Origin of the sequence: Thiothrix nivea DSM 5205, from assembly GCF_000260135.1 — a bacterium.
Taxonomy (GTDB): domain Bacteria; phylum Pseudomonadota; class Gammaproteobacteria; order Thiotrichales; family Thiotrichaceae; genus Thiothrix; species Thiothrix nivea.
Map to the genome: position 1 here is coordinate 3,182,492 of NZ_JH651384.1, position 24,125 is coordinate 3,206,616.

Sequence of the window (24,125 nt, forward strand, 5' to 3'; positions counted from 1 at the left end):
AAGCTTATTGTCTCAGGATGCTGCATTAAAACAACAAAGGGTGGCAAAAGCCACCCCCTGTTTTACATCAAACCGTTACCAAACGGTAATGCCATTATTTCAGGCCAGCGATGTACTCGGCAACCGCATCAATTTCGGCGTCGGTCATGTTGGCAGCAATGTTGCGCATCATCTTGCCAGCATCATTGGCGCGCTCACCCTTGCGGAAAGCCATCAGCTGGTTTTTGACGTAAGTGGTTTGCTGGCCATGCAGGGATGGGAAGTTGGAAGCTGGGTTGCCAGCGCCGGTTGGGCCGTGGCAGGCTGCGCAGGCTGCAACACCAGAGGCATTGTTGCCACCTTTATACACTTGTTCGCCCAGTGTGACTTTGGCTTGGTCAGCTTCGCCTGGCTTGACAGCCTGGCTGGAAAAATAAGCAGCCAGGTCGGCCATGTCCTGATCGCTCAAAGGCTTGGCCTGTGGCGTCATGGTGGCGTTTACGCGCTCATCGTTCTTGAAGTTCATCAGTTGTTTGACGATGTAGCTTTCGTGCTGGCCAGCCAGTTTTGGCCACTCAGGGTTAACGCTGTTACCATCCATGCCGTGGCAGGCAGCGCAAGTCGCGGATTTGGTTTTGCCTGCTTCAGCGCTGCCGCCTTCTGCCCAAGCAGAAGTAGCGACACTGACAGCCAGACCGGTCAGTACAAGCATGAGTGCTTTTTTCATCTCAAAGTGCTCCTAAGATATCTACAAAACTCTGTCATTCATTTATTGTGCCCGGGCAGCTCCCCGTTGTCCGCCTTGATCGGTGCACCTGGCCTAACCGTCTTCACGCGGTTGAGACAACAACTTGCAATCATCGCTGACGCATTTTAATCTGCACCAGCCCGTTGCAGGCATACCATATCCACACGCTCTACAGCTCTTCCGGTGTGTCGCAGCCTTTTCCTAGCGGCGTTCAACCGAAAAAACGACTGGATTGTATACCATATTCCGTTTCGGTTCCGCAAAAAATATTAGAGAATGCTAACATTATGAACCATTACTTTCAGCAGGCAGCTTTTCTGCAAAGCGCCACTACACGCAAAACCATGCCTGCGGAGGCTGGGCTGGAAATTGCTTTCGCTGGCCGTTCCAATGCGGGAAAGTCGAGCGTAATCAACCGTGTGTGTTCGCAAAAATCACTGGCCAGAACCAGTAAGACGCCTGGGCGTACCCAGTTGATCAACTTTTTCCGCCTGCCGGATGGCAGTTTTCTGGTGGACTTGCCGGGGTATGGGTATGCCAAGGTGCCGGAGGCCGTCAAGCTGGAGTGGCAGAAATTCATCGAATCCTATCTGGTGCAGCGCAGCACCCTCAGAGGCTTGGTGCTGGTGATGGATATTCGCCACCCGATGACGGAATACGACCAGGCCATGTTGCGCTGGGCATATGGCAGGGCGCTGCCGGTTCATGTGCTGCTGAATAAGGCAGACAAACTGACAAGGGGGGCGGGAGCTGGTGTGTTGTTGCAAGTGCGCAAGGAGCTGGGCAAGTTTGGCGTGGTTTCGGTACAGACCTTTTCTGCGCTGAACAAGCAAGGTTTGGATGAGTGTTGGAATATTCTCGACGGATGGCTAGGTAGGGACGAGGGAGGGCAAGATTGATGCAGCCCGATCAGAAATATTCAGGAAGAGTTCATTTCCTCTGGGGTACTCTTCACGTGTGGAAAAAAGGAACCCCGGCCAAACAGGGGGTCTAAAAAGCCGGGGTTTAATGAACAGGTCTGGATTGGGGACACCAAACCTGTATCCGTAAACAGGAAATACAGATGCCGGGCTTAAGCATCGTTAAATCGTACATCCTGATACTTCACGGAAACTTTTAATATAAGTAAATCTATCCTTCCCTTTCGGGATTGCTAGGATAATAGCTTATTTCATCGCACTATAAAAATAAAATAGTTTGATGTTTTTTTATTTTTTTCTATCATTTCTTCTTCTTTGAAAATCTTGTTGCCTGCCTAGGTTTTGCGCGCAACTTATCCGCAGGCAACACATGCCTTAACGCAAGCCTTTTTCCCAGAACGGTTGCCCGGCGGCGATATACGGTATTTCATTGCCGGGGCTTGCAGAGCGGTTACTGCCGTCTGAGCCAATGACAACCGTTATGTTGCGTGGGCGGCCAGCGCGCAGCAATGTCATGTGGACTTCCGACCCCACCCGCAAATCGCCTACCATGTTTTTGACATCAACAGCGCCGGTAATATTTTTGCTATTGAGTTGCAGGATGATGTCACCTGGCTGGATTCCCGCATTTTCTGCTGGTGATGCGGCAATGATCTGGCTAATAATGGCCCCTTCATTAGGGCTGAGGCCGAAGTTGCGTGCTGTTTGAGCATCAATATCCTGAACCTCGATACCCAGCTGGCCGCGTTCAACCTTGCCATACTCGACTATCTGGGTAATGACCCCGGCAGCGGTGTTGATCGGGACGGCAAAACCAATACCGAGGTTGCCGCCCGCCTGGTCGCCCAGGATGGCCGTATTGATCCCGATCAGTTCGCCCCGCAGGTTGACCAGCGGGCCACCTGAATTACCGAGGTTGATGGGCGCGTCAGTCTGGATGAAGTTTTCATACTCACTGATACCCGGGTTGCGGTGCAGGGCGCTAATGATGCCTGAGGTAACGGTCTGTCCGATGCTGTAAGGGTTGCCGATGGCAACTACAAAATCCCCCACCCGCAGACGGTCAGAGTCGCCAAAGCGCATGGCCGTCAGGCGTTCCGCCGGAATCTGCAAGACTGCCAGGTCTGCGCGCGGGTCAACGCCGACAACCTCGGCAGTGTATTTACGGCCATCCTTGAGGGTGACGTGGATGGCGTCAGCACCCTCAATAACGTGGGCATTGGTCAATATGTGGCCGCGCTGGGCGTGGATGATGACACCAGAGCCTGTACCGCTGATTTGTCGCTCACCATTGGACGTAGCCTCACCAAAAAAGCGTTTGAAAAATGGGTCATTCAGTAGGGAGTCATTAATGGGTTGACGCCCTTCCGTGGTGATATTGACGACAGCTGGGGTAACTTTTTCCAGCATGGATGCCAGGGAAGGCAAGGGTTGCCCGTTGATTTCGGCAGGGAGTGCCGCACAGGCAATATTAGTCCCTACCAGTGGCAGGATGAGGGTCGCGGCTAATACCATCTTGCGCATTGCAGGGAGCATGACCATAGTTTTACTGTTCTCGGTGTAGGTAGTATCCAGTGTTTTCAGACAGTTATCCGGAGATAAAGGTTCCTTGTCAAGTAATATGCTGCCGCGGGTTCCAGTCGAACAGCGTTTTCATCCGGGCATAATACTCTTTTTGTTCCGCAGTATCAGCAGGCGGGGTATTAACGTGTAGCACAATGTATAAATCGCCCGGTTCCCTGCCACTAGGCAAGCCCCGGCCTTTCAGTCGCATCTTTTTGCCGGATTGGGAGCCGACTGGGATTTTCAGGCTGATTTTACCCGCCAGTGTGGGCACGGTAATCGTCTCACCCAAAGCAGCCTCCCAGGGTGTGATGGGTAAATCCATGAGAATATCATTGTTTTCCAGCCGGTAAAGCGGGTGCTCCTTGAGTTTGACCTTGAGGAAAAAGTCAGATCCGTTTGGCCCCTTGCCGGGTATGCGGATTTTTTTGTCACCATGCACGCCCGCTGGAATGTGGATCTGCATACTGCTGCCCGATGGCAGGCGAATGGTTTTGTTGGCACCGCGGTAAATGTCTTCCAGATCCAGCTGGATGGTGGCCGTTTGCCCAGGGGCATGAATGTTACCGCCAGGAGGAGGGGGCGGTTGGCCACGGCGGAAGCTGGAGCCAAACAGTCCCTCAAAAAAATCGCTGAAACCGGAGGATGAACTCTGGTTGCCAAAGCCACGGCGGGCGATGTCTTCAAAAAATGAGGCATCAAACTGGGGGGAGTTTCCCGTGTTTCCCCAGTTGGGCGGTGGTTTGAAATTGTCACCTGCACGCCATTTGGAACCCAGTTGGTCATAGCGGGCGCGCTTTTCTGGGTCGCTCAGCACTTCGTTGGCTTCGTTAACTTCCTTGAAGCGATCTTCCGCGCCTTTTTCCTTGTTACGGTCAGGGTGGTACTTGGCTGCCATGCGCCGGAAAGCTTTCTTGATGCTTTCCTGGTCGGCTGTGCGCTCGACCCCCAAAATTTTGTAGTAGTCTTTGTATTCCATGTGATACCTCTGCCGTCGAGTCTACGATAAAAAACGCCGCATAAGCGGCGTTTTTTATCCAGCCATCATAAGGGTTGCGAATTAGGATTCAATTGCCCCACTTGAATTTACTCAATATTTTGTACCTGTTCACGCATTTGCTCAATCATGACCTTGAGGTCGACTGCGGCTTGGGTGGTTTCCGAATCGTTGGATTTGGAGGCCAGCGTGTTGGCTTCGCGGTTGAGTTCCTGCATCAGGAAATCGAGGCGGCGGCCTACCGGCTCGTTGCGTTCCAGCACGTCGTTGATTTCGTCCAGGTGCGCCATCAGGCGGTCGAGTTCTTCATCGACATCCAGACGCTGGGCAAGTAGCACCAGCTCCTGCTCGATGCGGTTGTAGTCGGGGGAAAGTTTCAGCTCTTCAATGCGGTTGAGGATTTTTTCCCGTTGGGCGGCGATGATGCCGGGGCGGTGCTTGCGGATGCGCACGTTGATTTCGGCAATTTGGTCGCAACGCTGATAGATGAAATCGGCCAGGCGTTTGCCTTCGCGTTCGCGCATTTCCAGCAGGTCATCGAGGGTGTCCTGCAACAGGGCTTTGGCGTGGGCGGACAGAATGTCAGTGTCGGGCGCTACATCTTGGGCAACGCCGGGCCAGCGCAGGATGTCGACCGCCTTGAGGGGTTCAGGGTTGTCGGTGATGGCTTCCAGTTGGCGGCAGGCGATGATCAGGGCGCGTGCCAGCGGTTCGTTGATGCAGATTTCGCTGTTATCGCCCTTGGTAGGGCTGAAACGCAGGGTGGCTTCGACCTTGCCGCGCTTGAGGGTGTTCTGGATGGTTTCCCGGAAGGTGTTCTCCTGGCTGCGTAGTTCTTCTGGCAGGCGCAGACTGATGTCGAGGTAACGGTGGTTGACCGTGCGTACTTCCCAGTTGAGTACGCCGTGCGCGGTGGTGAGTTCGCGGTGGGAAAAGGCCGTCATGCTGCGGATCATGGCTGATGCTTCCGGTAGGTTTTCAACAAGGGGTTAATGGTAGTCGATTTGCGCCCCGGCTTCATGCTTTTGCCGCAGGATTGAGCGCGCGCAAGACCAAATGTCGACTTGCTGTACACCATGGGCAAGCAACAAGGATGCCAGTTCCCGGGCGGTGGAACCGGTGGTGATAACGTCGTCGAAAATGGCGATATGTTGGTGACGGATGGGCTTTTGCACCCGGAACGCCTGATGCAGGTTGTGCTGGCGCTGGTTGGAATCGAGTTCGGTTTGTGCCTGGGTAGCTTTGTGGCGGGTGATGGTGTCGGTCAGTAGTGGAATGGCCAGCTGTTTTGCCAATGGTCGCGCCAGTTCCAATGCCTGGTTGAAACCGCGTATGTGTAAGCGTGCCGTATGCAACGGAACTGGCAGGATGGCATCCGGTACTGTGGGCAGTTGCGACAGGATGCCGACGGCGGTGAGTTCCCCCATGACAGCCAGTTCGCGCAGGTTTTTGCCGAACTTGATCCCCAGTAGCAGGTTGTTGATGGGCGGGTGGTAGGCAAACGCGCTCAGACTGGCCGTGCAACCAGCGATGGTCGGATTGTATTCCACCGGTAGCCAGGGCAAATCGGCGTGGCAGGCTTCACACAACGGGTAGCCGGGCAGTCTGGGCAGGCCGCAAAAAGCGCAACCCGGATGTAGCAGCAGGTTTGCCGCTTGTAACAGGTGTGCGGCTACTTTCATGGCTTTCGGCATGTCCGCAACAGGGTGGATATACCAAGCAACAGTGCACTGGCCATGCCGTAAACATGGGCGGCATAAATGACGGGGGCTTCAATCAGGTCAGCAGACAGGGTTTCCCCCCCAAGCAACCAGTCCCACAATGTTTTACCGCAGATACCGGCCAGGATGATCGCTGCCATTACCCATTCCCGCAGAGCCAGCAGATGGATGCCGGCCAGCAGGAACAAGCCATACAGCACGCCTGAAAAGCCTGCATACCAAATGACTTCGGTGCTCATGAACCACAAGCCAGCGCCCACGCCGGTAGCGATGAACACAATCTGGCCGAGGAATGCCCATTTGCTGGGTGGCTGCTGCTGAATCAATGCAAGTATCCAGAACCCGGTCAGGTTCATTGTCAGATGCCAGTAATTGGTATGTACCAGGCTGCCAGTCCAGATACGCCACACTTCGCCCGCCTCAATCAGGTAACGCTGGTATAGCAATGCATTGTGAAAAAATTGTAATAAAGGCAACAACACCGTGAATATAGTGGCAATCAGGCAAATGTTCCCGCAAACGCGGGTTGTGGGGAAGGCTCTATGGGTGTGCAACATGTCTGACAGTATGCCAGAATCACGTTAACGAAATCTTGTTTAGAGGATGAAACGCATGACTACAGGCAAAATGATGCCATATCAACGGAGGCAAAAAGGTTTTTCCTTGACGGAGTTGATGATCGTCATCGTCATTATTGGCATTTTGCTGGGGCTAGTGTTCAGCAACCTCAATGTCATGGGTGACGCACAAAACCTGAAGGCCAAAAAAGAGGTCGGTGACCTGAAAATTAAGCTGGAAATGTACCGCGCCGACAACGGTTCCTTCCCGCCATCGGGGGCGCTAGGTGCGCTGGTGAACAAGCCGGGTGATGCGCCGCGCTGGCATCCGTATATGAAAGCCCTGCCCAAAGACCCATGGGGCAATGACTACCGCTACCTCAACCCAGGCACGCACGGCAGTGAAATCGATATTTACAGCCTTGGCCCCGATAAGCGCGAAGGTACGGACGACGACATCGGTAGCTGGCAGCTGGAATAATAGGGGGAGGCGGCCATGCGTAAAGGTTCCCGGCTGAGAAGGCGTTGCCATTCAGGGTGGCGGGGGTTTTCCCTGCTGGAAATGCTGATTGTCATCATGGTGATCGGCATCCTGTATTCCCTGGCGGGTTCCATGCTCAACCTGTCGGTTTCCGACCCGCTGAATGAGGAGGTAAGCCGCCTGCAAACGCGGGTGCTGATGGCGCAGGATGAAAGCATTGTGCGCTCGCAGGCGCTGGCGTTGGGCTTCAGTGATACGGGCTATGCCTTTTTTGCCCAGGACGAACACATGCAATGGCAGCCTGTGCAGCAGGATGCCTTGTTGGGGAATTATGTGTTCCGGGGGGAGTATGAGCCAACCCTATACCTACAAGGGCAGGAAGTTGCCCTGCCTGCGGCCAGCCGTATCCGCCCGCAAGTGTTTATCCTGCCTACGGGGGAAATGATGCCGTTTGAGTGGCGTCTGCGCGATACAGGCAAACGTGAGGGTATAGTCAGGTTTGACAATGTTGGCCGTGTACTGGATGCAACGGCGGAGACTGGCTAAGGTGCGCCGCATATCCCCTTCCATTTGCTGCCAGCAGGGTTTCAACCTGATCGAAATCATGTTTGCCCTGCTGTTGCTGGGGTTAGTCATTGCTGTCAGCGTGGAAACCAGCAGTGGTGATTTCGCCGGTTATAACCGCATGAAAGACACTACCTTGGCACGTTGGGTGGCGCTTAACCGGATTACAGAGGAACAGACTGCCAAGGGTTTCCCAGCCATTGGCAAGGCCGAGGGCAAGGCGGAAATGGGCGGCACATCTTGGCAATGGCAGCAGGAAATTACCGCCATGCCGGGGGAGGCAGATTTGCGCCGGATCAAGGTCAGTGTATTCCCTGCTGGGCAGGAGCGGCAAGTGATGGCAGTGGAGGTAGGCTATGTGGCCAACCCGCAACCACGGCGCAGGAATAAGGCGCAATGAAACATTCCCGTGGCTTTACCCTGGTTGAGTTGATGATTTCACTGGCGGTGTTTGCCTTGTTGGTGATGATGGCGTATCAGTCGGTTAATTTGTTGTTGGATGCAAGCCGTCGGGTGGAAGAGCCACAGGCTGAATTCCAGCAGTTGCAACGTGCGATGGCTTTCGTGGAGCGGGATATGCACCAGTTGGCACTGTTGCGCCCCGCGAACAATGGTCAGGAGCGCGAGGAAGACAATAGCATCATCCAGCCTGAAGCATTGGGGGTGTCGCTGGAATTTACCCGTGGTGGTAACCCCGATGTTGCCTGGCAGTTGCGGGCGGATGGCCAGGGCATGATGCGCAGCAGTTTGCAGCGGGTTCGTTATGTGTTGGAAGATGGTAAATTGCTGCGGCAAACTTGGAATCTGGTCGACCATGTGGAAAGTGCGCAGCCGGTATCGCTGGTCTTGTTGGATGGGGTGGAAGGGGAACCACGCTTCCGTTTCAGGCTTGAGGCCGGGGGTGGCTTTGTGGACAAGTTGCCGAAAGTGCTGGAAAAACTGGTGGCGGTGGAGTTCTCTCTCCAGCATAAACGCTTTGGAAGCGTGCGGCGTATTTTCATGACATATTTATAAGTATATGCTAATATTCGTGTCTATCTGACTGGAATTGGATGGATTTACAGGATATAGTTTCGCCTAGATTATCCGGAGGGGATGGTGAGGTTCAGGTGCGCGTGGCGTCACTGGTGTTTCCTCCCGCGCGCTTTCAGGATTACGCCGCTTTGAGGAAAGAACAAACACCGATGAGGATAAAAATAAATACGCTGTGGTTAATGGCAGTGCTCGTGTGCAGTTGTCTGCTGCCTGTCGTACAGGCAGCAGACATCGTGCGTGTTGAGTCCACCAGTTCATTGTCACAGTCCGTACTGGGAAGTACCGTCATTCCCTACAAGGAAGTGACGTTATCCGCGCAGGTGCCCGGTGTGGTCAAGCTGGTTGCAGGTGAGGCGGGTTCCAGTTTCAAGCAAGGCGATGTCATCGTTCAGGTGGATGAGTCCCAGTTATTGGCCAAGCGCAATGCTGTCTTGGCACAGATTTCCATTGCCCAGGCGGCGTTGCAAAATTCCCAGGCGCAATATACCCGAGAGTTGGTTTCCCCGCGCAGTAAAGATATTGGCGCGATGCCCGGCTTTGGCTTGCCTGCGATGTTTGACATGTTTGCGGTACGCCCGTTCGCTGATTCGTTTATGGGTAATTACGATTCCGATATGGGCCGTTATACCGACCTGATGAGCAGTGCTACCGGCGTTTCGCAGGCGCAAAGCAATTTGCAGCAGGCTGTGTCGCAGTTGCAGGAAATTGAAGCAGCTTTGCGTGATGCCAAGTCAATGGCTCCCTTTGAAGGCATTATCTTGGAAAAGATGGTGGAAGAGGGTGATACCGTCCAACCGGGTCAGCCCTTGATCAAATACGGTTACGTCAAGTATAAACGCTTGTTGGCGGATGTGCCTTCCGGATTGGTAGGTAACCTTGCCGAAGGGATGGTAGTGCCGGTCAGGATTGACGGCAATAGCAGTACCATGGCGAAGGTTTCACAGATTTACCCGGTCGCTGACCCCAACCGCCATACTGTAACGGTGAAGTTTGACCTGCCCGTGGATATTGTGGCCGCGCCGGGCATGTACGCGGAAGTGTTTTTGCCTGAACCCAAAAACGGCGATGCCAAGGTCATCGTCATTCCGAAAACGGCCTTGTTGAGCGGGCGCAGCTTACCCAGCGTGCTGGTCGTGAATGACCGCAATACGTCGGAGTTGCGGCTGGTGCGCCTTGGTGCAGAACAGGGCAATGGCATGGTGGAAGTGGTGTCTGGCCTGAAGCCGGACGAGCGTGTCATTGACAAGCCGCCTGCGGGTGTTTCATCGGGCTGGATGCCCTTTAAAAATCAATAGTATGCCTTGTGATGGAAAGTAGATATGACTGATTCCCAACATACCAATCCAGCAGCGCCGCACCATAATCTGGGTATGGCCGGTTCCATGGCCAAGGCATTTATCACTTCGCCGCTTTCCCTATTGCTGTTGCTGGCTTTCTTTGCTGTTGGCTTGCTGGGCTTGCAAATGACGCCACGTCAGGAAGATCCGCAGATTTCCGTGCCGATGGTGGATATTTTCGTGCGTTACCCCGGTGCGTCGGCGCAAGAGGTGGAGAATCTCATTGCCCGCCCGCTGGAAAGCATCATGTCGGAAATGACCGGGGTCGACCATGTTTACTCCTATTCCGCGCGCGAACAGGCGATGGTGACGGTGCAGTTCATCGTCGGTCAGCAGCTTGAGCCTTCGCTGGTCAAACTGTATGACAAGCTGGAGTCCAACAAAGACCGTATTCCTATTGGCGCAAATCCGCCGTTGGTCAAGCCCAAGGGTGCGGATGATGTACCGCTGGTGACCCTGACCCTGTGGTCAAATGAAGTAGATGACGCCAACTTGCGCCTGGTAGGGCTGGATGTACTGCAAATCCTGCGCGAGGTGGAAAACACCAGCCAAAGCTTTATTGTCGACGGGCGACATGAAGAACTGAAAGTGGAAATCCTTCCCGAGCGCCTGGCGACGTTTGGCGTTTCCCTGGAGCAGGTGGCGAACGCGATCCGCATGGCTAACTCCCAGCGTAATACCGGGGCGGTGGAGCCGGATGAGCGTGTGTTCCGGGTATACAGCGGTGCTTTCCTCAATTCTGCCGAGGATGTGAAACGTCTGATGGTGGCGGTCATTGAGGGGCGTCCCGTTTATGTACGTGACGTGGCGACGGTGACGGAAGAGCCTAGCGATGCAGCCCGTTCGGTTGGTTATTACACCGGCCATGAACTGCCAGAAGGCGCGGAACAGGCTGACAATGCGCCTGCAGTCACCTTGGCGATTGCCAAAAAGCATGGTACCAACGGCGTGGATGTGGCCAATGCGGTGCTGGCGAAGCTGGAAACCCTGAAAGGGCGCATTATCCCTGACAATATCAATGTGGCTGTCACCCGTAACTACGGTGAAACCGCTAAAGCCAAGGTTGATGAACTGATCTTTAAACTGTTCGTGGCGACCGGCGTGGTGACGCTGCTGGTGTGGTTCTTCCTTGGTTTACGTGCTGCCGGGGTGGTGCTGATCGTTATTCCGGCGGTTATTACCACGACCGTGTTTTCGGCCTGGCTTATGGGTATGACCATTGACCGGGTGAGCTTGTTTGCGTTGATCTTTTCCATCGGGATTCTGGTGGATGATGCCATCGTGGTGGTGGAAAATATTTACCGCCGCTGGTTGTTGATTGAGGATACCGATGTTGAAACCGCGATTGACGCGGTGCGTGAGGTGGGTAACCCGACCATTCTGGCGACCGCCACCGTTATCGCCGCTCTGCTGCCGATGGGTTTCGTCAGTGGCATGATGGGGCCTTACATGCTGCCCATCCCGTTGCTGGGTTCGGTAGCGATGGTCATCTCGCTGTTTGCCGCCTTTGCTTTCACACCCTGGTTGACCAACCGTTTCAAGCCATCCCTGCAAAGCCTGCATGAGTCCGCCGAAAAGGAGCACAAGCAGGCCGCCAAGATGGAACGCTTTTTCCGTGGCATCATTGTGCCGCTGGTGACGAGCAAGGCCAAGGGACGTTTGTTCCTGCTCAGCATTGTGGTGGTGTTCTTTGCCTTTATGTTGCTGTTCTACCCGTTCAAAGCCGTGCGGGTGAAAATGCTTCCGCTAGATAACAAGCCTGAATTCAATGTGGTACTGAACATGCCGGAAGGTACGGCGCTGCCTGTCACCGCCAATCTGGTACATACGATGGCGAGCAAGCTGCAAGGCATTCCGGAAGTGACCGCGCTGCAAACCTATGTTGGTACAGCTTCACCCTTCAACTTCAATGGTTTGGTGCGGCATTACTACCTGCGCCAGCAAGCTTGGCAGGCTGACATCCAGGTGCAACTGACGGACAAGCATGATCGTGAGCGCACCAGCCACCAGATTGCGGTGGAGGCGCGCGCGCTGTTGCAACCGCTGCTCAAAGGTACTCGTGGCAAACTTCAGGTGGTCGAAATGCCGCCTGGCCCACCCGTGCTGCAATCCGTGGTGGCGGAAATCTATGGTCCGGACGCTAATACCCGCCGCCAGGTGGCAGCGGATATGACGAAATTCTTCGGCCAGGCCGCAAACCTGGATGACGTGGACAGCATGATGGAAGACGACCACGACATCCTGCGTTTCATCGTCGATTCCGACAAAGCGCAACGCAATGGCATTACGGCGGAAGATGTCAACCGCACGCTGGAAATGGCCATGGGGGGCTTCATCTTGGGCGACATCAAGAAAAACGCCCTGATTGACCCAACCCGCATTGTCATGCAGGTACCGCTGAGCGCCCGGTCGCAGATTTACCGTTTGTCGCAATTGCCGGTCACCAACCATACCGGGCAATTTGTGCCATTACATGAGTTGGGCACATTCGTATTCGACAAGCAGGATAAGCCGATTTACCGCAAGGATTTGCGCCCCGTCGAATTCGTCACGGCAGAAACGGTTGGCCGTTTGGCTGCGCCTGTTTACGGTCAAGGTCAGGTCGAAACTTTGCTAGCGGAAGCCAACAACGGTGAAGGCTACGTGACGCCGGATGGAACCCGCTTGGTGGAGCAGGCATTCTGGCTGCGCTCGCCAGAGGGGGTGGAAAGCAAATCCGCCTTTGAGTGGGGCGGGGAATGGACGGTGACTTGGGAAACTTTCCGTGACATGGGTATCGCTTTTGCTGCTGCCCTGGTATTGATTTACATGTTGATCGTGGCGCAATTTGGCAATTTTACCTTGCCGGCGATTATCATGGCGCCGATTCCGTTGACCCTGATCGGCATCGTGCCGGGTCACTGGTTGATGGATGCCGAGTTTACGGCCACATCCATGATCGGTTTCATTGCATTGGCCGGGATCATTGTGCGTAACTCCATCCTGTTGGTGGATTTTTCCCGCGAGGCTGTCGTCAGGGGAGAATCGGTGTTGGAGGCGGTAATCCATTCCTGCGAGGCACGTACTCGGCCTATCATTATTACGGCGCTGGCGTTGTTTGGCGGCTCCATGGTGATCTTGTCCGACCCTATTTTCCAGGGTATGGCGGTTTCACTGATTTTTGGTGGCGCGGTGGCAACCCTGCTGACCTTGTTGATCATTCCGCTGGGTTGCATCAGTGCAGGCAAATCCCTGGGCGGATGCCCGACTGATGGTGGCAATGGCGGAACCCCCCTCGGTGGTGGCTCCGCAGGCAAGGGCCATGCCGTTGCGCATGAGCCTGTCAAATCTGGCAAAGGCGCTGGTGCCGCCGCCAAAGACGTGATGGCTTACACTGGTATGTATGTGCTTTCGTTGGGAAAAGGCTTAGCCAGTGGTATTGCAGGTTGGTTGGGTGCTGGGCGCAAGTTGATGCAAAAGCGTAAAGAGCGGAAAACGGCGCAACAGGCAAAGGTGCGCCAACAAGCCAAAGTGCAGGCCGCTGCCGTAGTTGCCAAGGAAGTTGCCGGCAGTCCAGTTACAAAACCAGCGCAACCAGCAGCGCCGCAAAGTAATGGCCAGGACGTAAAGCCGGTGCAGACAAAAGATTCAGTTGGGGAAGCCGTCAAGGAAGACGTGACTTCAATACAAAACCAGCAACCCAGTGACATGGCTCCGCTTCCCGGTGAATTCCTGGAGCGCAAGAAATCCTCTGGTCGGCGGGGCATAAAACTCAAGACGGATATTTAATCTGGAAGGAAAACTAGCATGAAGACATTCAATAGAAAGCAACTTGCGTCAGCAGTTGCCACGGCGGCGACTTCAGCTGCATTGGTATTGCTCAACGCGAATGTGTGGGCTGAACCAGCAGATTTACCTCCGGCTCCTCCGGGGCCTTTTGTTATTGAGGCCAGTGGCGATCAGGCTGCTGCTACGCAAGGCGCTGACAGTGCAGCCCTGGCCGCACCAGTAGCGCCGGCAGCCCCTGCCAAGCCGGATGCGCCCGCAACACCGGCCTCTCCTGATGCACCGCAAGCGCCTGCCAAACCCGAAATGCCAGCGAAACCCGAAGTTCCTGAAGCCCCGGCAAATGTCAGTACTGACGCTGCTGCCACTGATGATACGGCTGGATCTGCTGATGCAGCAGCAATACAAGCGCCTGCCGCACCAGCTGCCCCGACAGTTCCGGACATGAAAGCGCCCGAAGCGCCAGTAGCCCCTGCTGTTCCAGATATGAAAGCACCCGAAGCGCCAGCAGCACCTGCGGTTCCCGATATGCAAGCTCCTGAGGCATCTGCCGCACCAGCAGCGCCTGTGATGGCAGCTCCGGCAGAAGGTGCTGCCAAGGCAGAAGCAGGCCAGGTTTCGGCGGCTCCGGAACAGCCAGACATTCCGCCAATTCCTGAGCAGCCTCAAGTGCCCGCGCAGCCTGAAGCGCCAGCTGTCCCCGCACAGCCTGAAGTTCCGGCTCAACCTGAGGTTCCAGATGTCCCGGCACAGCCTGAAGTTCCGGCAGCGCCAGCCGTGAAGACGGTTGAAGTTCCGGCAGCACCTGCTGTTCCGGCTACGCCTGATATCAAGGTTCCGGAAATCCCGGCAGCGCCAGCCATCCCCGAGATGAAAACGCCAGACGCTGCTACTGCCCCAGCCATGCCAGCACCACCGGCAGAGCCTGCCAAGGCTGAACCACCGGCTGCCCCGGCAGTGCCAGCAGAACCGGCCAAGCCAGAGCAGCCAGCCGTTCCTGCCGAGCCAGCAAAACCAGAACAGCCAGAGGTTTCTGCCGAGTCGGCCAAACCAGCCGTTCCTGCTGAACCGGGTAAGGCCTCGGCCAGTGCGACACCTGAAGTGCCAGCCATGCCGACACCGCCACTGATGCCGCAGCCGCCTGCGTATTATTACCTGTACGCAATCCCGATGCCGCCACAGGGGTATGGTGAAGGCGCTATGCCGCCGCCACAATATAATGTGCCGCAGATGCAGGGGCAGCCGGTTCCACCGCAGATGCAACAGCGTATGCGTAACCCGGAAATGCACCAGTACATGCCGCAAGGCTATCCCATGGGGCGTGGCCAGGGTGGCCCGGGCATGATGATGCAAGGCGGTCAGCCAGGCTCAGGCGCTGGCATGATGCGTGGCGGGCCGCAAGGCCAGGGGCGCATGATGCAGCAGGCTCCAGGCAATATGCCAGTGCCGCCTATGCCGAGCCAGGAGGGTGATGTGCCTGCCCAGCCGCCGGTGCAGCAGTAAACGTGTGTCTGCCCGCTGCCCGGATACCAGGGTGGCGGGTTTCCAGTGCAACCGAGACGAAGTGAGTCCCTGATGATTACGCTGATTGGTAACCTCAAAGGCGGAACCGGCAAAAGCACCATCACGTTCAATCTGGCGTTGTGGGTGGCGACCCGTCACAACCGGCATGTGGTTGTGTATGACCTGGATCCACAGGCAACCACGGTTGATGCATTTGAAATCCGTCAGGAGGAGGGGTTTCTGCCTGCCATTGATCCGGTGACCTCAGTGGCCAGTCTGGGCAGCGATGACGCCAATTCTGAGGTGCTGGTAGACATGGGTCTGGCTGATATGGCGGCGGTGGAAACTGCTATCAGTAAAGCTGACCGTATCGTGGTGCCGGTAGCGCCCAGTCAGGCGGATGTCTGGTCAACCCAGCGTTTCCTGAAAATGATTGCGGATATCCGCAGCGGTAAGCCGGTAGAAATACTCGGCATCATTAACCGGGCGGATACCCATCATGCTGTGCGTGAAACCGGTGAGGCAGCTGAGGCCATGCAAATGCTCGGCGGCATCCAGTTGCTGGAACCGCGCCTGTATATGCGCACGACTTACCGGCGCTCTTTCAGCGAAGGTCTGGCCGTGTTCGAGATGGAGCCACGATCCAAGGCAGCGTTGGAACTCGATGCCCTGGGGCGAGCCCTGTATCCTGTGTGACGACATAAACGATAAACGTAACCTGATTTTTTTGATTTTGGGGTTTTAAGGAGATTTAGATGAATATTTTACGTTGGTTGATGAAACATCCTATCTTGCTGGCATGGTTGCTGGCTATTATCGCCATCCTGCTGAACTTTGGCATGAGCGGCAAAACTGGCGATCATGAGCAGGAAGCCGCTGCTGAACACGGCCAGCCAGCCGCTGAAGTTGCTGGCTCCCATGCCGGTAGCGAAGTCTCCCAACAAGCCGGTGATGCTGCTGTAGCTCAGGCAGGCGCAGCCCCGTCAGCTGACGGTTCGGCAACCCAGAACGCCCCGGCGCAACAAGACGTTGTGGCTGGTATCCAGGCTGCCCCGGCGCAACTGGCAGCCCCTGTCGCTCCACCGCAGCCACCGGCACCTGCTGCCCCAGCACAACCGGCAGCCCCTGTTGCTCCAGCACAACCAGCTGCTCCTGCACCAGCTGCTGCCGCTGCAACTACCCAGCAACAGGCAGAGGGCGCGGCTTCCACTTCCGAACAACCTGCTGATCTGCTGCGGGCAGCGCGTGAAGCTTATTGGAGCAATGAGTTAGATAGTGCCGTTGAGTTCTATTCATCCCTGCTCAAACAGTCACCTGATTCCATTGATTACAAAGGGGAGTTGGCGAATGTGTACTGGAAGCTGGGCGATACCGAAAAGGCTTCTGCCTTGTTTGTGGAAATTGCCCCCAAACTTGCGGAACAGGGCCGTGTAACCGAAGCATTCAACATGAAGTTATACGTAGACATGGTTGACCCTGAACTAGCCAAGCAGATTGATGCCGCCCTGGACAAATAATTTGTGGCGGTAGGTATAATGAAGGCAGGTTTGGGGTTTGACACAACCTTGGCCTGCCTTTATTGTCATAAAGAAAACAAAAAGATAAAAACGAACAATACCAAAGGATAGGTGATGAAAAAGATGTCCAGTCAAACGGACATGCCGTAAGGCATTCACAGTAGCACACCGCAGTTTTCCTGTATGAGGCAGGTTCAGATGCGGGCAACAGGAGCCATTATTATGGGAACGGTCGAAAAAACTCCGAAAATGGACGATATCGAGCATGAATTGCACGATGTTGAGGATGAATTGCAGGATTTCGAGGAGCGTCAGGTCAGCGTAACCCGCACCTTGCAGATGATTGTCTACCCGGCAATGGTCGCCTTCATCATTCTGTCCGCCTATGGCTTTTATCTGGTGCAGTCGCTAACATCGGATGTCCATGAGTTGACGAAAACCATTTCAGACATGCACACTTCGGTGAAGGACAATATGGCGCAAATTTCGGGTAATATGAACACCATGACCGGGCAGATGGGCAGCCTGGTGGCTTCGACCAGCCAAATGACTTCCAACATCGTCGACATGAATGGCAGCACCCAGAATATGGCTGGCAACATGCAGCAGATGAATGCTTCTACCCAGAATATGGCGGTATCAACTTACAATATGCAGCGTGATGTCTGGAGCATGAACAAGAACATTTCCGGCCCGATGAAGATGTTCAACAAGTTCACGCCGTTTGGCAGTGACAAGACTACGCCGTATGTCGTTCCGCCACCTGCTGTTGCAACCCCATACTACAATTATTATGGCTGGCCACAGGCTCCTACCGCGCAGGTGTCTGCGGAAGCAGTAGCTGCCAGCAATGCACCAGCAACACAACAAACCCTGCAGCCAGAGAACGGTGTTGCCGTTAATGCTGGTGCGCCTATGCCTATGCCTGTGAGCGTGGAAACAGCGGTTGAGGCTGCGCCAGTGGAATCGGTGCCTGTGGTTGGGCCGCCAACGCCGGATGAGGGTGCGGCCACAGCCAGGGATGGCCATAGTGCCATCATGCCAGAGCAGGATATGCTTGCTGCTGCCACCGCCATTGCCACCAAATAGAGGATAATCATGACGCCAGCCAAGCGAATGGAACAGCGCCTGAAAAGGTTGCAGGAGCACCTCAAACGGGAAAATCCGGTGTTGGTTGATGCTGTCAACCAATATCGGGAACTGGATGCGGTTGCGCAGAAACTTGGTTTGTTGACGAATGGCGAATCCTACGCGACCCAGATTTCCTGGTGGCCGCTGATTTCAGTCCTGGGGACGTTTTCAGCAGGCAAGTCCAGTTTTATCAATACTTTTCTCGGTATCGACTTGCAGCGTACCGGCAATCAGGCGGTGGATGACCGTTTTACCGTGATTACCTTCAGCCCTGATGCGCAGGTGCGTACCCTGCCGGGGCTGGCGCTGGATGGTGACCCACGTTTCCCTTTCTACCAGATCAGTGAGGACATTGAGCATGTTTCCGCTGGTGAAGGGGCAAAAATTGATAATTACCTGCAAATGAAGGTGGCCCCCAGCGAAAAGATACGCGGTAGGATTCTGATTGACTCACCGGGGTTTGATGCCGATGAGCAGCGCAAGGCAACCCTGCGGATTACCGACCACATTATTGAATTGTCCGATCTGGTGCTGGTGTTTTTCGATGCCCGCCACCCTGAGCCGGGTGCTATGCAGGATACCCTGGAACACCTTGTCAAAGGGGCGATGCGCCGCAATGACAGCAGCAAATTCCTGTTTATCCTTAACCAGATTGACACTTCCGCGCGGGAAGACAATCTGGAGGATATTGTGTCGGCTTGGCAAAAGGCATTGGTGCAACAGGGTCTGTCCGCAGGTAGCTTCCATATTCTGTTCAATGACCGGTTGGCGACACCGGTGGCGGACGAGAATGTTTGGGCGCGCTATGTTGCCAAGCGAGATGTCGACTATCGCCGGATTATGGCACGGGTGGATGGGGTAAACATTGAGCGTGTTTACCGTATCATCGGCAGTATGGAATCCTTGGCTAACCAGATTGAACAACAGGCGATTCCGCGCTTGCGCGAAGCTTTGCAGCGCTGGAAGAAACAAGTGCTGGCGGCGGATGCGCTGGTGTTTGGTTTGCTGGCAATAGCCTTTTTGGCCATGAGTGTGGAATTCGGCTACTGGGAAGGGCTGTTGTTCAACCCTCCATGGTTGGCTTCGCTTGCTGGTAATGTCTGGGCAACGGGCGCAATTATCATTGTGATTGCGTTGCTGGCTTTCGGCGTGCATTTCCTGATACGTAACCGTTTGGCCAAGCGGGTTGCAGAGCGTTTAAGCAAGGAAGAGACCTTCGGCAACTTGTCCACAGCATTCATGAAAAGCACCAAGGTCTGGCGCAGCATTTTTCAGGGTTCCCCGGCAGGCTGGAACCGGCGCACCCGTGCCCGGGTGGATGCGATACGCCACGCCACAGACCGTTTTGTGCAGCATTTGAATGACCGCTTCACCAGCCCTTCTGGTGATAAGGGCAAGTCTGGCAAGCAGGCTTAGTTGGGAATGCGGCCTTATCTTCTTTATAAAGCGCCAGCCCTTGTGTTGGCGCTTTGTGTTTTGCTGCTGTCCGCCTGTGAACGGCAGTCAGGGTTAAAACTGGAGGGGATGCAGGGCACGGCTTTGTGGCATGTCACCCTAACTGACCCACCGGCAGATGTTGCCCCTGAAACCCTTCAGGCTGGTCTGGAACAGGCTATGGCTACATCGGCCAAACGGATTGCGAGCTGGGACAAAGATTCGGAAATTTCACGTTTCAACCAGTACCAAGAAGCTGGCTGGTTTCCCGTATCGGCGGAACTGGCGGAACTGGTCAGCATGACCCTGCAACTCAGCAAGCAAAGCAACGGCGTATATGATGTAACCATTGCCCCGTTGATCAAGTTGTGGGGGTTTGCTTCCCATGATGCAGCCAAGGATGTTGTGCCTTCCCAAGCCGATATTGATGCGGTGCTTGCCAAGGTGGGGTATCAGAAATTACAGGTGCGTCTTGACCCTCCTGCCTTGCGTAAAACCCAGGCTGACCTTCAAGTGGAACTGGCTTCCGTCGCGGATGGCTTTGCTGCGGATCAGGCCGGGCTGTATCTGGAGTCATTGGGGGTCAGGCAATACATGGTGGAAGTCGCTGGAGAAGTACGTGCCCGGGGCAAGAGTCCGCGCGGGGATGCTTGGCGGATTGCCATTGAAAAGCCGCAGGAAGAGGGGCGGGCCATCCAACAAGGCGTGCATTTGGAGGATATGGGGCTGGCGACTTCTGGGGATTACCGGAACTTTTTTATCCAGGGCGGTAAACGTTATTCGCATACCATTGACCCCGCTAGCGGATACCCGGTCACCCATAACCTGGCGTCAGTCTCGGTTCTGGCGGATACTGCGGCACTTGCGGATGGCTATGCCACTGTATTGATGGCGCTGGGGGAAATCAAAGGCAAGCCTTTTGCTGAACAGCATGGTGTTTCTGCCTATTTTATCTGGCGCAAGCAAGACGCTTTTGAAACCTACGCTACGCCTGGGTTTGCAGCGTATTTTTAGTGCTGTAATTGCGTCTTGATGTGCTTTGGGTAATCGCCAATCTGGCTATGTGTTTATTCTATTCCCAATGAATTAAGTAATTTATTTATTGGAAAATAAATAAAATTTGGTATCAATATCGTTTTGGCGTGCTGATTTGTTGTTGAAATGTGATATAAAAAAGTGTGAAAAAGCATTCTGTGAAAGGATAGCTTTTATGGGAGTGTTAGACTTGAAACATGGAGTAGTGTTAATCATGAGTCTGTTTGAAATAAAAAAATCCACATTAATAAAAATAATCATTGGTTCGCTGATCTCAGTGACCTCACTAACTGGTTGTTCAACCCTCAATAACATGGTTGAACTGAATTCCGGGTCTGATTCAGAAATGGATAGTCAGGATATAGCCAAGTATGCCCGTAGTCAGGAAGATGTTTATCGGTCGTTGCTCACGCTTGCAGGATTGCCCGACCATCCAGCCACAACCGATGAATGGAACCAGTTCATTATGGCAGGTGTCCAGTATTCCAATCAGAAATGTGAAAATTATCTTGACGCGGTGCAATGGGCGAAAAAAGGCAGCCTCCGCGACGGAAGCCTGCTCGGGCAAACAGGCGCCTTTACCAATAGCATTATGGGTGTAGCCAAAGCTAGCGCCCGTGAATTGGCGATGACAGCGGCAGCCTTTGGGTATGGACGTTCTGCATTTGAAACCTTCAACAGTGACCAGTTGGCAGGGCTGGAGTCCTCTACCATCCGCAAGCTGGTGCATGACATGCAACAACGCTATCTGGACGACCTGAATGCCAATCAGTATACCCAACGCTCTGGTGCGTTTAATGCCTTGCAAGGGTATATCCGCCTATGTTTACCTGGCAATATCGAGGCAGAGGCAAATAATGCAGTCAGAGGGACTAAGCCAAGCAGCCGTTCGGCAACAGGTGGGGTCAATACGATGCCATATATTACTTTGGATGCCAATTCGGACGAGATGCCAAATTCAGAACCAAATGGATTCTAATAATATTCTTATATAGACTTGATAGATTTATACCAGCCAAGCTCAAGATGGTTTAATGTACTACGTTTGACTTATGGAAGGCTTGCTATTTTTTCTGGGGTTGCGTAATTTTTTTCGATTTGTGCTATAACAATAAAAGCTGAAGTTGCTTCAGTTAATATTTTTATTAACTATCTCTATTGGTTATGGCTTATGAAAGAAATTCTTGTTTCCAGAAAAGGTTTGGCAAATAAAACCTCCGGTTTGACAGTTGCCATCGTTTTACTGGCTTCTTTGTTGAGCGCCTGTGACAACAATAACAGTGCTGTAGGTGGAGCTACTGATACGTCAGGCACCAATAGCAGTGTGGGCGTGGATGGCTCAACAGGTGCTGGTGCAAGCGGTTCAACCACCACCGGTGGCACTGATAGCAGCACTGGTACTAGTGGTACTGGCATCGACGGCGCTGGAGGCACGGGCAGCACCGGAACTGGCACCGACGGCACTGGAGGCACGGGCAGCACCGGAACTGGCACCGACGGCACTGGAGGCACGGGCAGCACCGGAACTGGCACCGACGGTACTGGAGGCACGGGCAGCACCGGAACTGGCACCGACGGGACTGGAGGCACGGGCAGCACCGGAACTGGCACCGACGGGACTGGAGGCACGGGCAGCACCGGAACAGGCACCGACGGCACTGGAGGCACGGGCAGCACCGGAACAGGCACCGACGGTACTGGAGGCACGGGCAGCACCGGAACTGGCACCGACGGCACTGGAGGCACGGGCAGCACCGGAACTGGCACTGGGGGCACGGGCAGCAGCACTGGTACCGAAGGGCGTTACACCAAGCTCGACGCTTCAGGAGCTTCCTTGGCCAGTGCGGCTGGCAGCTGGACATGCGTGAAAGACAATACCACCAGCCTGGTGTGGGAAATCAAGTCAAACACGGCGGGCGACCCACGTTACCGGGAGTGGCTCTATCAGCTAGGTCATGGCGGTATGTCGCCAGCTGGTGGTTCTTATCCCTGTGCTGGTGTAGGCACTTGTGATAGCGATGCCTACATCCAATTGGTGAACAGCATGGCGCTGTGTGGGAAAACCAACTGGCGTTTGCCCACGATCCTTGAACTGGTCGGTACTTCAGGTTCAACGACAGGCAGAGGGGAAGATGGAAAATTCCCTGAGCCAGGGGTTCCCACAGGTATTGCAAATTATGCCGCGACGGGTGACCCTGCCATAGATACCTCTGCCTTTAATGACATGCGTTTTGCTGATGGAGCGGTTGTTGCTTTGTACCAGTATCCTTTCCTGTCTTCTTCCGTGTCGCCTTCTGGAACCCAAGTGGGTGCCAATTTCCTGGTTACAACGGACTTGTCGATGCAGATATGGCCTTTTGTCGGTATTAACCCACGCGATAACCTGACGCGCATCCGTCTGGTTTCTGGTAACTGATAATTAGTCCTGCTGATGGTTGTGTTTTTAAGACGCTTCCATCAGCTTTGTTTATCTTTTGATGTAAAAAAGCTGTAAAAATGCTCCCGTCAGTCTGTCTCGATTAAATCTTTTTTCTATCTTGTGCTATAAATAAAATCGGCTTAATAAGTTAAGCCAAGGAATGACTACAAACCCAATAAACCAGGAAAATGGATATGAAGATTGATTTTTTGTCTTTTGAGGAAAAAAGTATCATGTTCCACAAGATGAAAAAAGTAGGGCTGATGGCGGCACTTGCCGTTTCTGTTTCTGTTTTGTCTGCTTGTGGCGGTGGCGGTAGCAGCACTGTTGATTCTACCGACACCGGTACGGGCACATCCACCACCGGTACAGGCACGTCCACCGGTACGGGCACGTCCACCGGTACGGGCACGTCCACCGGTACGGGCACGTCCACCGGTACGGGCACGTCCACCGGTACAGGCACGTCCACCGGTACGGGTACGGGCACATCCACCGGTACAGGCACGTCCACCGGTACGGGTACCGCTGCCAAAACATTTACCCAGATTCTGGATGCAAACAAGCGGGTCGCTTGTGTTACGGATTCATCCACCAGTCTGACATGGGAAGTCAAGACAGTCCCATTCACTGATGCAGCTTCCGGCACCTCCCAGACCCGTGATTATCGTGACAAAGATTATGGCTATATTTGGGGTAATGGCGGGCCAGCGGCGGCAACTTCAGCGGATAAGGCCAGTGTACTGTTTGGTGGTGCTTCTACGGGAACCTTGACCAGTTCCTGCTCCATGGTAGGCAGCACTTTGGCCACGTGCGATACAAATGCTTATATCAAGGCGTTGAATGATGCGAAGCTGTGTGGCAAGTCAACCTGGCGTTTACCAACTACCGCTGAACTGAAAGGTTTGATTGATACTTCAGTTGCCAACGCGCCTTACATTTACTCTGCTGTTGGGCCAACCGAAGGGTATGACAACGGGACGGATAACCTCAATGCATTTATCCGTGGCTATTGGACAAGCGATGCGGGTACAGCCTCTGGTACACGCAAAGTGGTAAACTTCTACAGTAAGGATGCAGCGCGCCAAGTGCCTGAGCACGTAGAAAGCTTCCAGTTCTACGATTTCATCCGCGCTGTTGCGAAATAAGCAGCACGCTATCGGGTGGTAAACCAGCGAAGCGGGATTTCCCTCTTCACCCACTCATAAACTGTGGCGGCCTCCGGGTCGCCACAGCTTTTTCCGCCACACCCACCAGAACTACAAGCGGAAGCCTGCTCCCGCACTTTGCCCTTGCGCTGCCAATAACTGAGTGCAAACCGTGCCGCGTCAGGCGATATGTCGAAATGGGTTGCCACATCATGCAGGCTGGCAACGCCATGCCGCTTCAGATAGTCGCGGATTTCACCCAGCAACATGG

General features: G+C 54.3%; 24 protein-coding genes. 17 read left to right on the forward strand and 7 right to left on the reverse strand.

Annotated features, from left to right (window positions below; translation table 11 throughout):
* Window positions 1-94 precede the first annotated feature (94 nt).
* Window positions 95-706, reverse strand: coding sequence for a c-type cytochrome (locus THINI_RS15895; RefSeq protein WP_002709576.1), 612 nt, complete (start codon window positions 704-706; stop codon window positions 95-97).
* Between the two features lie 308 nt (window positions 707-1,014).
* Here THINI_RS15895 and yihA point away from each other — a divergent pair, with 308 nt between their 5' ends.
* Window positions 1,015-1,626, forward strand: coding sequence for a ribosome biogenesis GTP-binding protein YihA/YsxC (gene yihA / locus THINI_RS15900; protein WP_002709577.1), 612 nt, complete (start codon window positions 1,015-1,017; stop codon window positions 1,624-1,626).
* A 396-nt stretch (window positions 1,627-2,022) separates the two neighbouring features.
* On the opposite strand, the gene THINI_RS15905 is transcribed toward yihA, so the two are convergent.
* The 5 genes from THINI_RS15905 to rrtA all read right to left on the reverse strand — a co-directional run bounded on the left by THINI_RS15905 (window position 2,023) and on the right by rrtA (window position 6,404).
* Entirely contained in the window at window positions 2,023-3,183 is a 1,161-nt protein-coding gene (locus THINI_RS15905) for a Do family serine endopeptidase (protein WP_154724430.1), read from the reverse strand.
* A 76-nt stretch (window positions 3,184-3,259) separates the two neighbouring features.
* Window positions 3,260-4,189, reverse strand: a complete 930-nt coding sequence (locus tag THINI_RS15910) for a DnaJ C-terminal domain-containing protein (protein ID WP_002709579.1) — start codon at window positions 4,187-4,189, stop codon at window positions 3,260-3,262.
* Between the two features lie 107 nt (window positions 4,190-4,296).
* Window positions 4,297-5,163, reverse strand: coding sequence for a YicC/YloC family endoribonuclease (locus THINI_RS15915; protein ID WP_002709580.1), 867 nt, complete (start codon window positions 5,161-5,163; stop codon window positions 4,297-4,299).
* 33 nt (window positions 5,164-5,196) lie between these two features.
* Window positions 5,197-5,889 carry a ComF family protein gene (locus THINI_RS15920; RefSeq protein WP_002709581.1) on the reverse strand — a complete coding sequence of 231 codons (693 nt, stop codon included), beginning with the start codon at window positions 5,887-5,889 and terminating at the stop codon, window positions 5,197-5,199.
* Window positions 5,886-6,404 carry a rhombosortase gene (rrtA, locus tag THINI_RS15925; protein WP_169314628.1) on the reverse strand — a complete coding sequence of 173 codons (519 nt, stop codon included), beginning with the start codon at window positions 6,402-6,404 and terminating at the stop codon, window positions 5,886-5,888. Before rrtA ends, THINI_RS15920 begins: the two co-directional genes overlap by 4 nt.
* A gap of 136 nt (window positions 6,405-6,540) precedes the next feature.
* On the opposite strand from rrtA, the gene gspG reads away from it, so the two are divergent.
* From gspG to THINI_RS16005, 16 genes are all read left to right on the forward strand, one after another.
* A complete protein-coding gene (gspG, locus tag THINI_RS15930; protein ID WP_002709583.1) occupies window positions 6,541-6,966 on the forward strand; it encodes a type II secretion system major pseudopilin GspG in 426 nt (141 codons plus the stop codon).
* Between the two features lie 15 nt (window positions 6,967-6,981).
* On the forward strand, window positions 6,982-7,512 hold the full coding sequence (locus tag THINI_RS23625) for a GspH/FimT family pseudopilin (RefSeq protein ID WP_002709584.1): 531 nt from the start codon (window positions 6,982-6,984) through the stop codon (window positions 7,510-7,512).
* A gap of 1 nt (window position 7,513) precedes the next feature.
* Window positions 7,514-7,930: a type II secretion system minor pseudopilin GspI gene (gene gspI, locus THINI_RS15940; RefSeq protein ID WP_050988070.1), complete on the forward strand. Its 417-nt coding sequence runs from the start codon at window positions 7,514-7,516 to the stop codon at window positions 7,928-7,930.
* Window positions 7,927-8,544 (forward strand): type II secretion system minor pseudopilin GspJ, encoded by a 618-nt coding sequence (gene gspJ / locus THINI_RS15945; RefSeq protein WP_002709586.1) that lies wholly within the window; start codon window positions 7,927-7,929, stop codon window positions 8,542-8,544. The genes gspI and gspJ overlap by 4 nt, the downstream gene beginning before the upstream one ends.
* Before the next feature lie 200 nt (window positions 8,545-8,744).
* On the forward strand, window positions 8,745-9,860 hold the full coding sequence (locus tag THINI_RS15950; protein WP_154724431.1) for an efflux RND transporter periplasmic adaptor subunit: 1,116 nt from the start codon (window positions 8,745-8,747) through the stop codon (window positions 9,858-9,860).
* A 24-nt stretch (window positions 9,861-9,884) separates the two neighbouring features.
* Window positions 9,885-13,670 carry an efflux RND transporter permease subunit gene (locus THINI_RS15955; protein ID WP_002709588.1) on the forward strand — a complete coding sequence of 1,262 codons (3,786 nt, stop codon included), beginning with the start codon at window positions 9,885-9,887 and terminating at the stop codon, window positions 13,668-13,670.
* Between the two features lie 18 nt (window positions 13,671-13,688).
* Window positions 13,689-15,170, forward strand: coding sequence for a hypothetical protein (locus tag THINI_RS23630; protein ID WP_002709589.1), 1,482 nt, complete (start codon window positions 13,689-13,691; stop codon window positions 15,168-15,170).
* A gap of 72 nt (window positions 15,171-15,242) precedes the next feature.
* Entirely contained in the window at window positions 15,243-15,866 is a 624-nt protein-coding gene (locus tag THINI_RS15965; protein WP_002709590.1) for a nucleotide-binding protein, read from the forward strand.
* Window positions 15,867-15,925: 59 nt separating this feature from the next.
* The gene (locus THINI_RS26060; RefSeq protein WP_002709591.1) at window positions 15,926-16,687 is read left to right on the forward strand and encodes a tetratricopeptide repeat protein; all 762 of its coding nucleotides are present in this window, start codon (window positions 15,926-15,928) and stop codon (window positions 16,685-16,687) included.
* A 222-nt stretch (window positions 16,688-16,909) separates the two neighbouring features.
* Window positions 16,910-17,776 carry a hypothetical protein gene (locus THINI_RS23635; RefSeq protein ID WP_002709592.1) on the forward strand — a complete coding sequence of 289 codons (867 nt, stop codon included), beginning with the start codon at window positions 16,910-16,912 and terminating at the stop codon, window positions 17,774-17,776.
* A 9-nt stretch (window positions 17,777-17,785) separates the two neighbouring features.
* Window positions 17,786-19,234, forward strand: a complete 1,449-nt coding sequence (locus THINI_RS15980; protein ID WP_002709593.1) for a dynamin family protein — start codon at window positions 17,786-17,788, stop codon at window positions 19,232-19,234.
* Between the two features lie 6 nt (window positions 19,235-19,240).
* A complete protein-coding gene (locus THINI_RS15985; RefSeq protein ID WP_002709594.1) occupies window positions 19,241-20,266 on the forward strand; it encodes an FAD:protein FMN transferase in 1,026 nt (341 codons plus the stop codon).
* 235 nt (window positions 20,267-20,501) lie between these two features.
* Window positions 20,502-21,266 carry a hypothetical protein gene (locus tag THINI_RS15995; RefSeq protein ID WP_154724433.1) on the forward strand — a complete coding sequence of 255 codons (765 nt, stop codon included), beginning with the start codon at window positions 20,502-20,504 and terminating at the stop codon, window positions 21,264-21,266.
* A gap of 355 nt (window positions 21,267-21,621) precedes the next feature.
* Window positions 21,622-22,155, forward strand: coding sequence for a hypothetical protein (locus THINI_RS25320; RefSeq protein ID WP_154724434.1), 534 nt, complete (start codon window positions 21,622-21,624; stop codon window positions 22,153-22,155).
* Window positions 22,152-22,703 (forward strand): Lcl domain-containing protein, encoded by a 552-nt coding sequence (locus THINI_RS25325; protein ID WP_169314633.1) that lies wholly within the window; start codon window positions 22,152-22,154, stop codon window positions 22,701-22,703. The genes THINI_RS25320 and THINI_RS25325 overlap by 4 nt, the downstream gene beginning before the upstream one ends.
* A gap of 197 nt (window positions 22,704-22,900) precedes the next feature.
* Window positions 22,901-23,854, forward strand: a complete 954-nt coding sequence (locus tag THINI_RS16005) for an Lcl domain-containing protein (RefSeq protein WP_002709597.1) — start codon at window positions 22,901-22,903, stop codon at window positions 23,852-23,854.
* Window positions 23,855-23,862: 8 nt separating this feature from the next.
* On the opposite strand, the gene THINI_RS16010 is transcribed toward THINI_RS16005, so the two are convergent.
* A complete protein-coding gene (locus THINI_RS16010) occupies window positions 23,863-24,123 on the reverse strand; it encodes a FeoC-like transcriptional regulator (protein WP_002709598.1) in 261 nt (86 codons plus the stop codon).
* Window positions 24,124-24,125 lie beyond the last annotated feature (2 nt).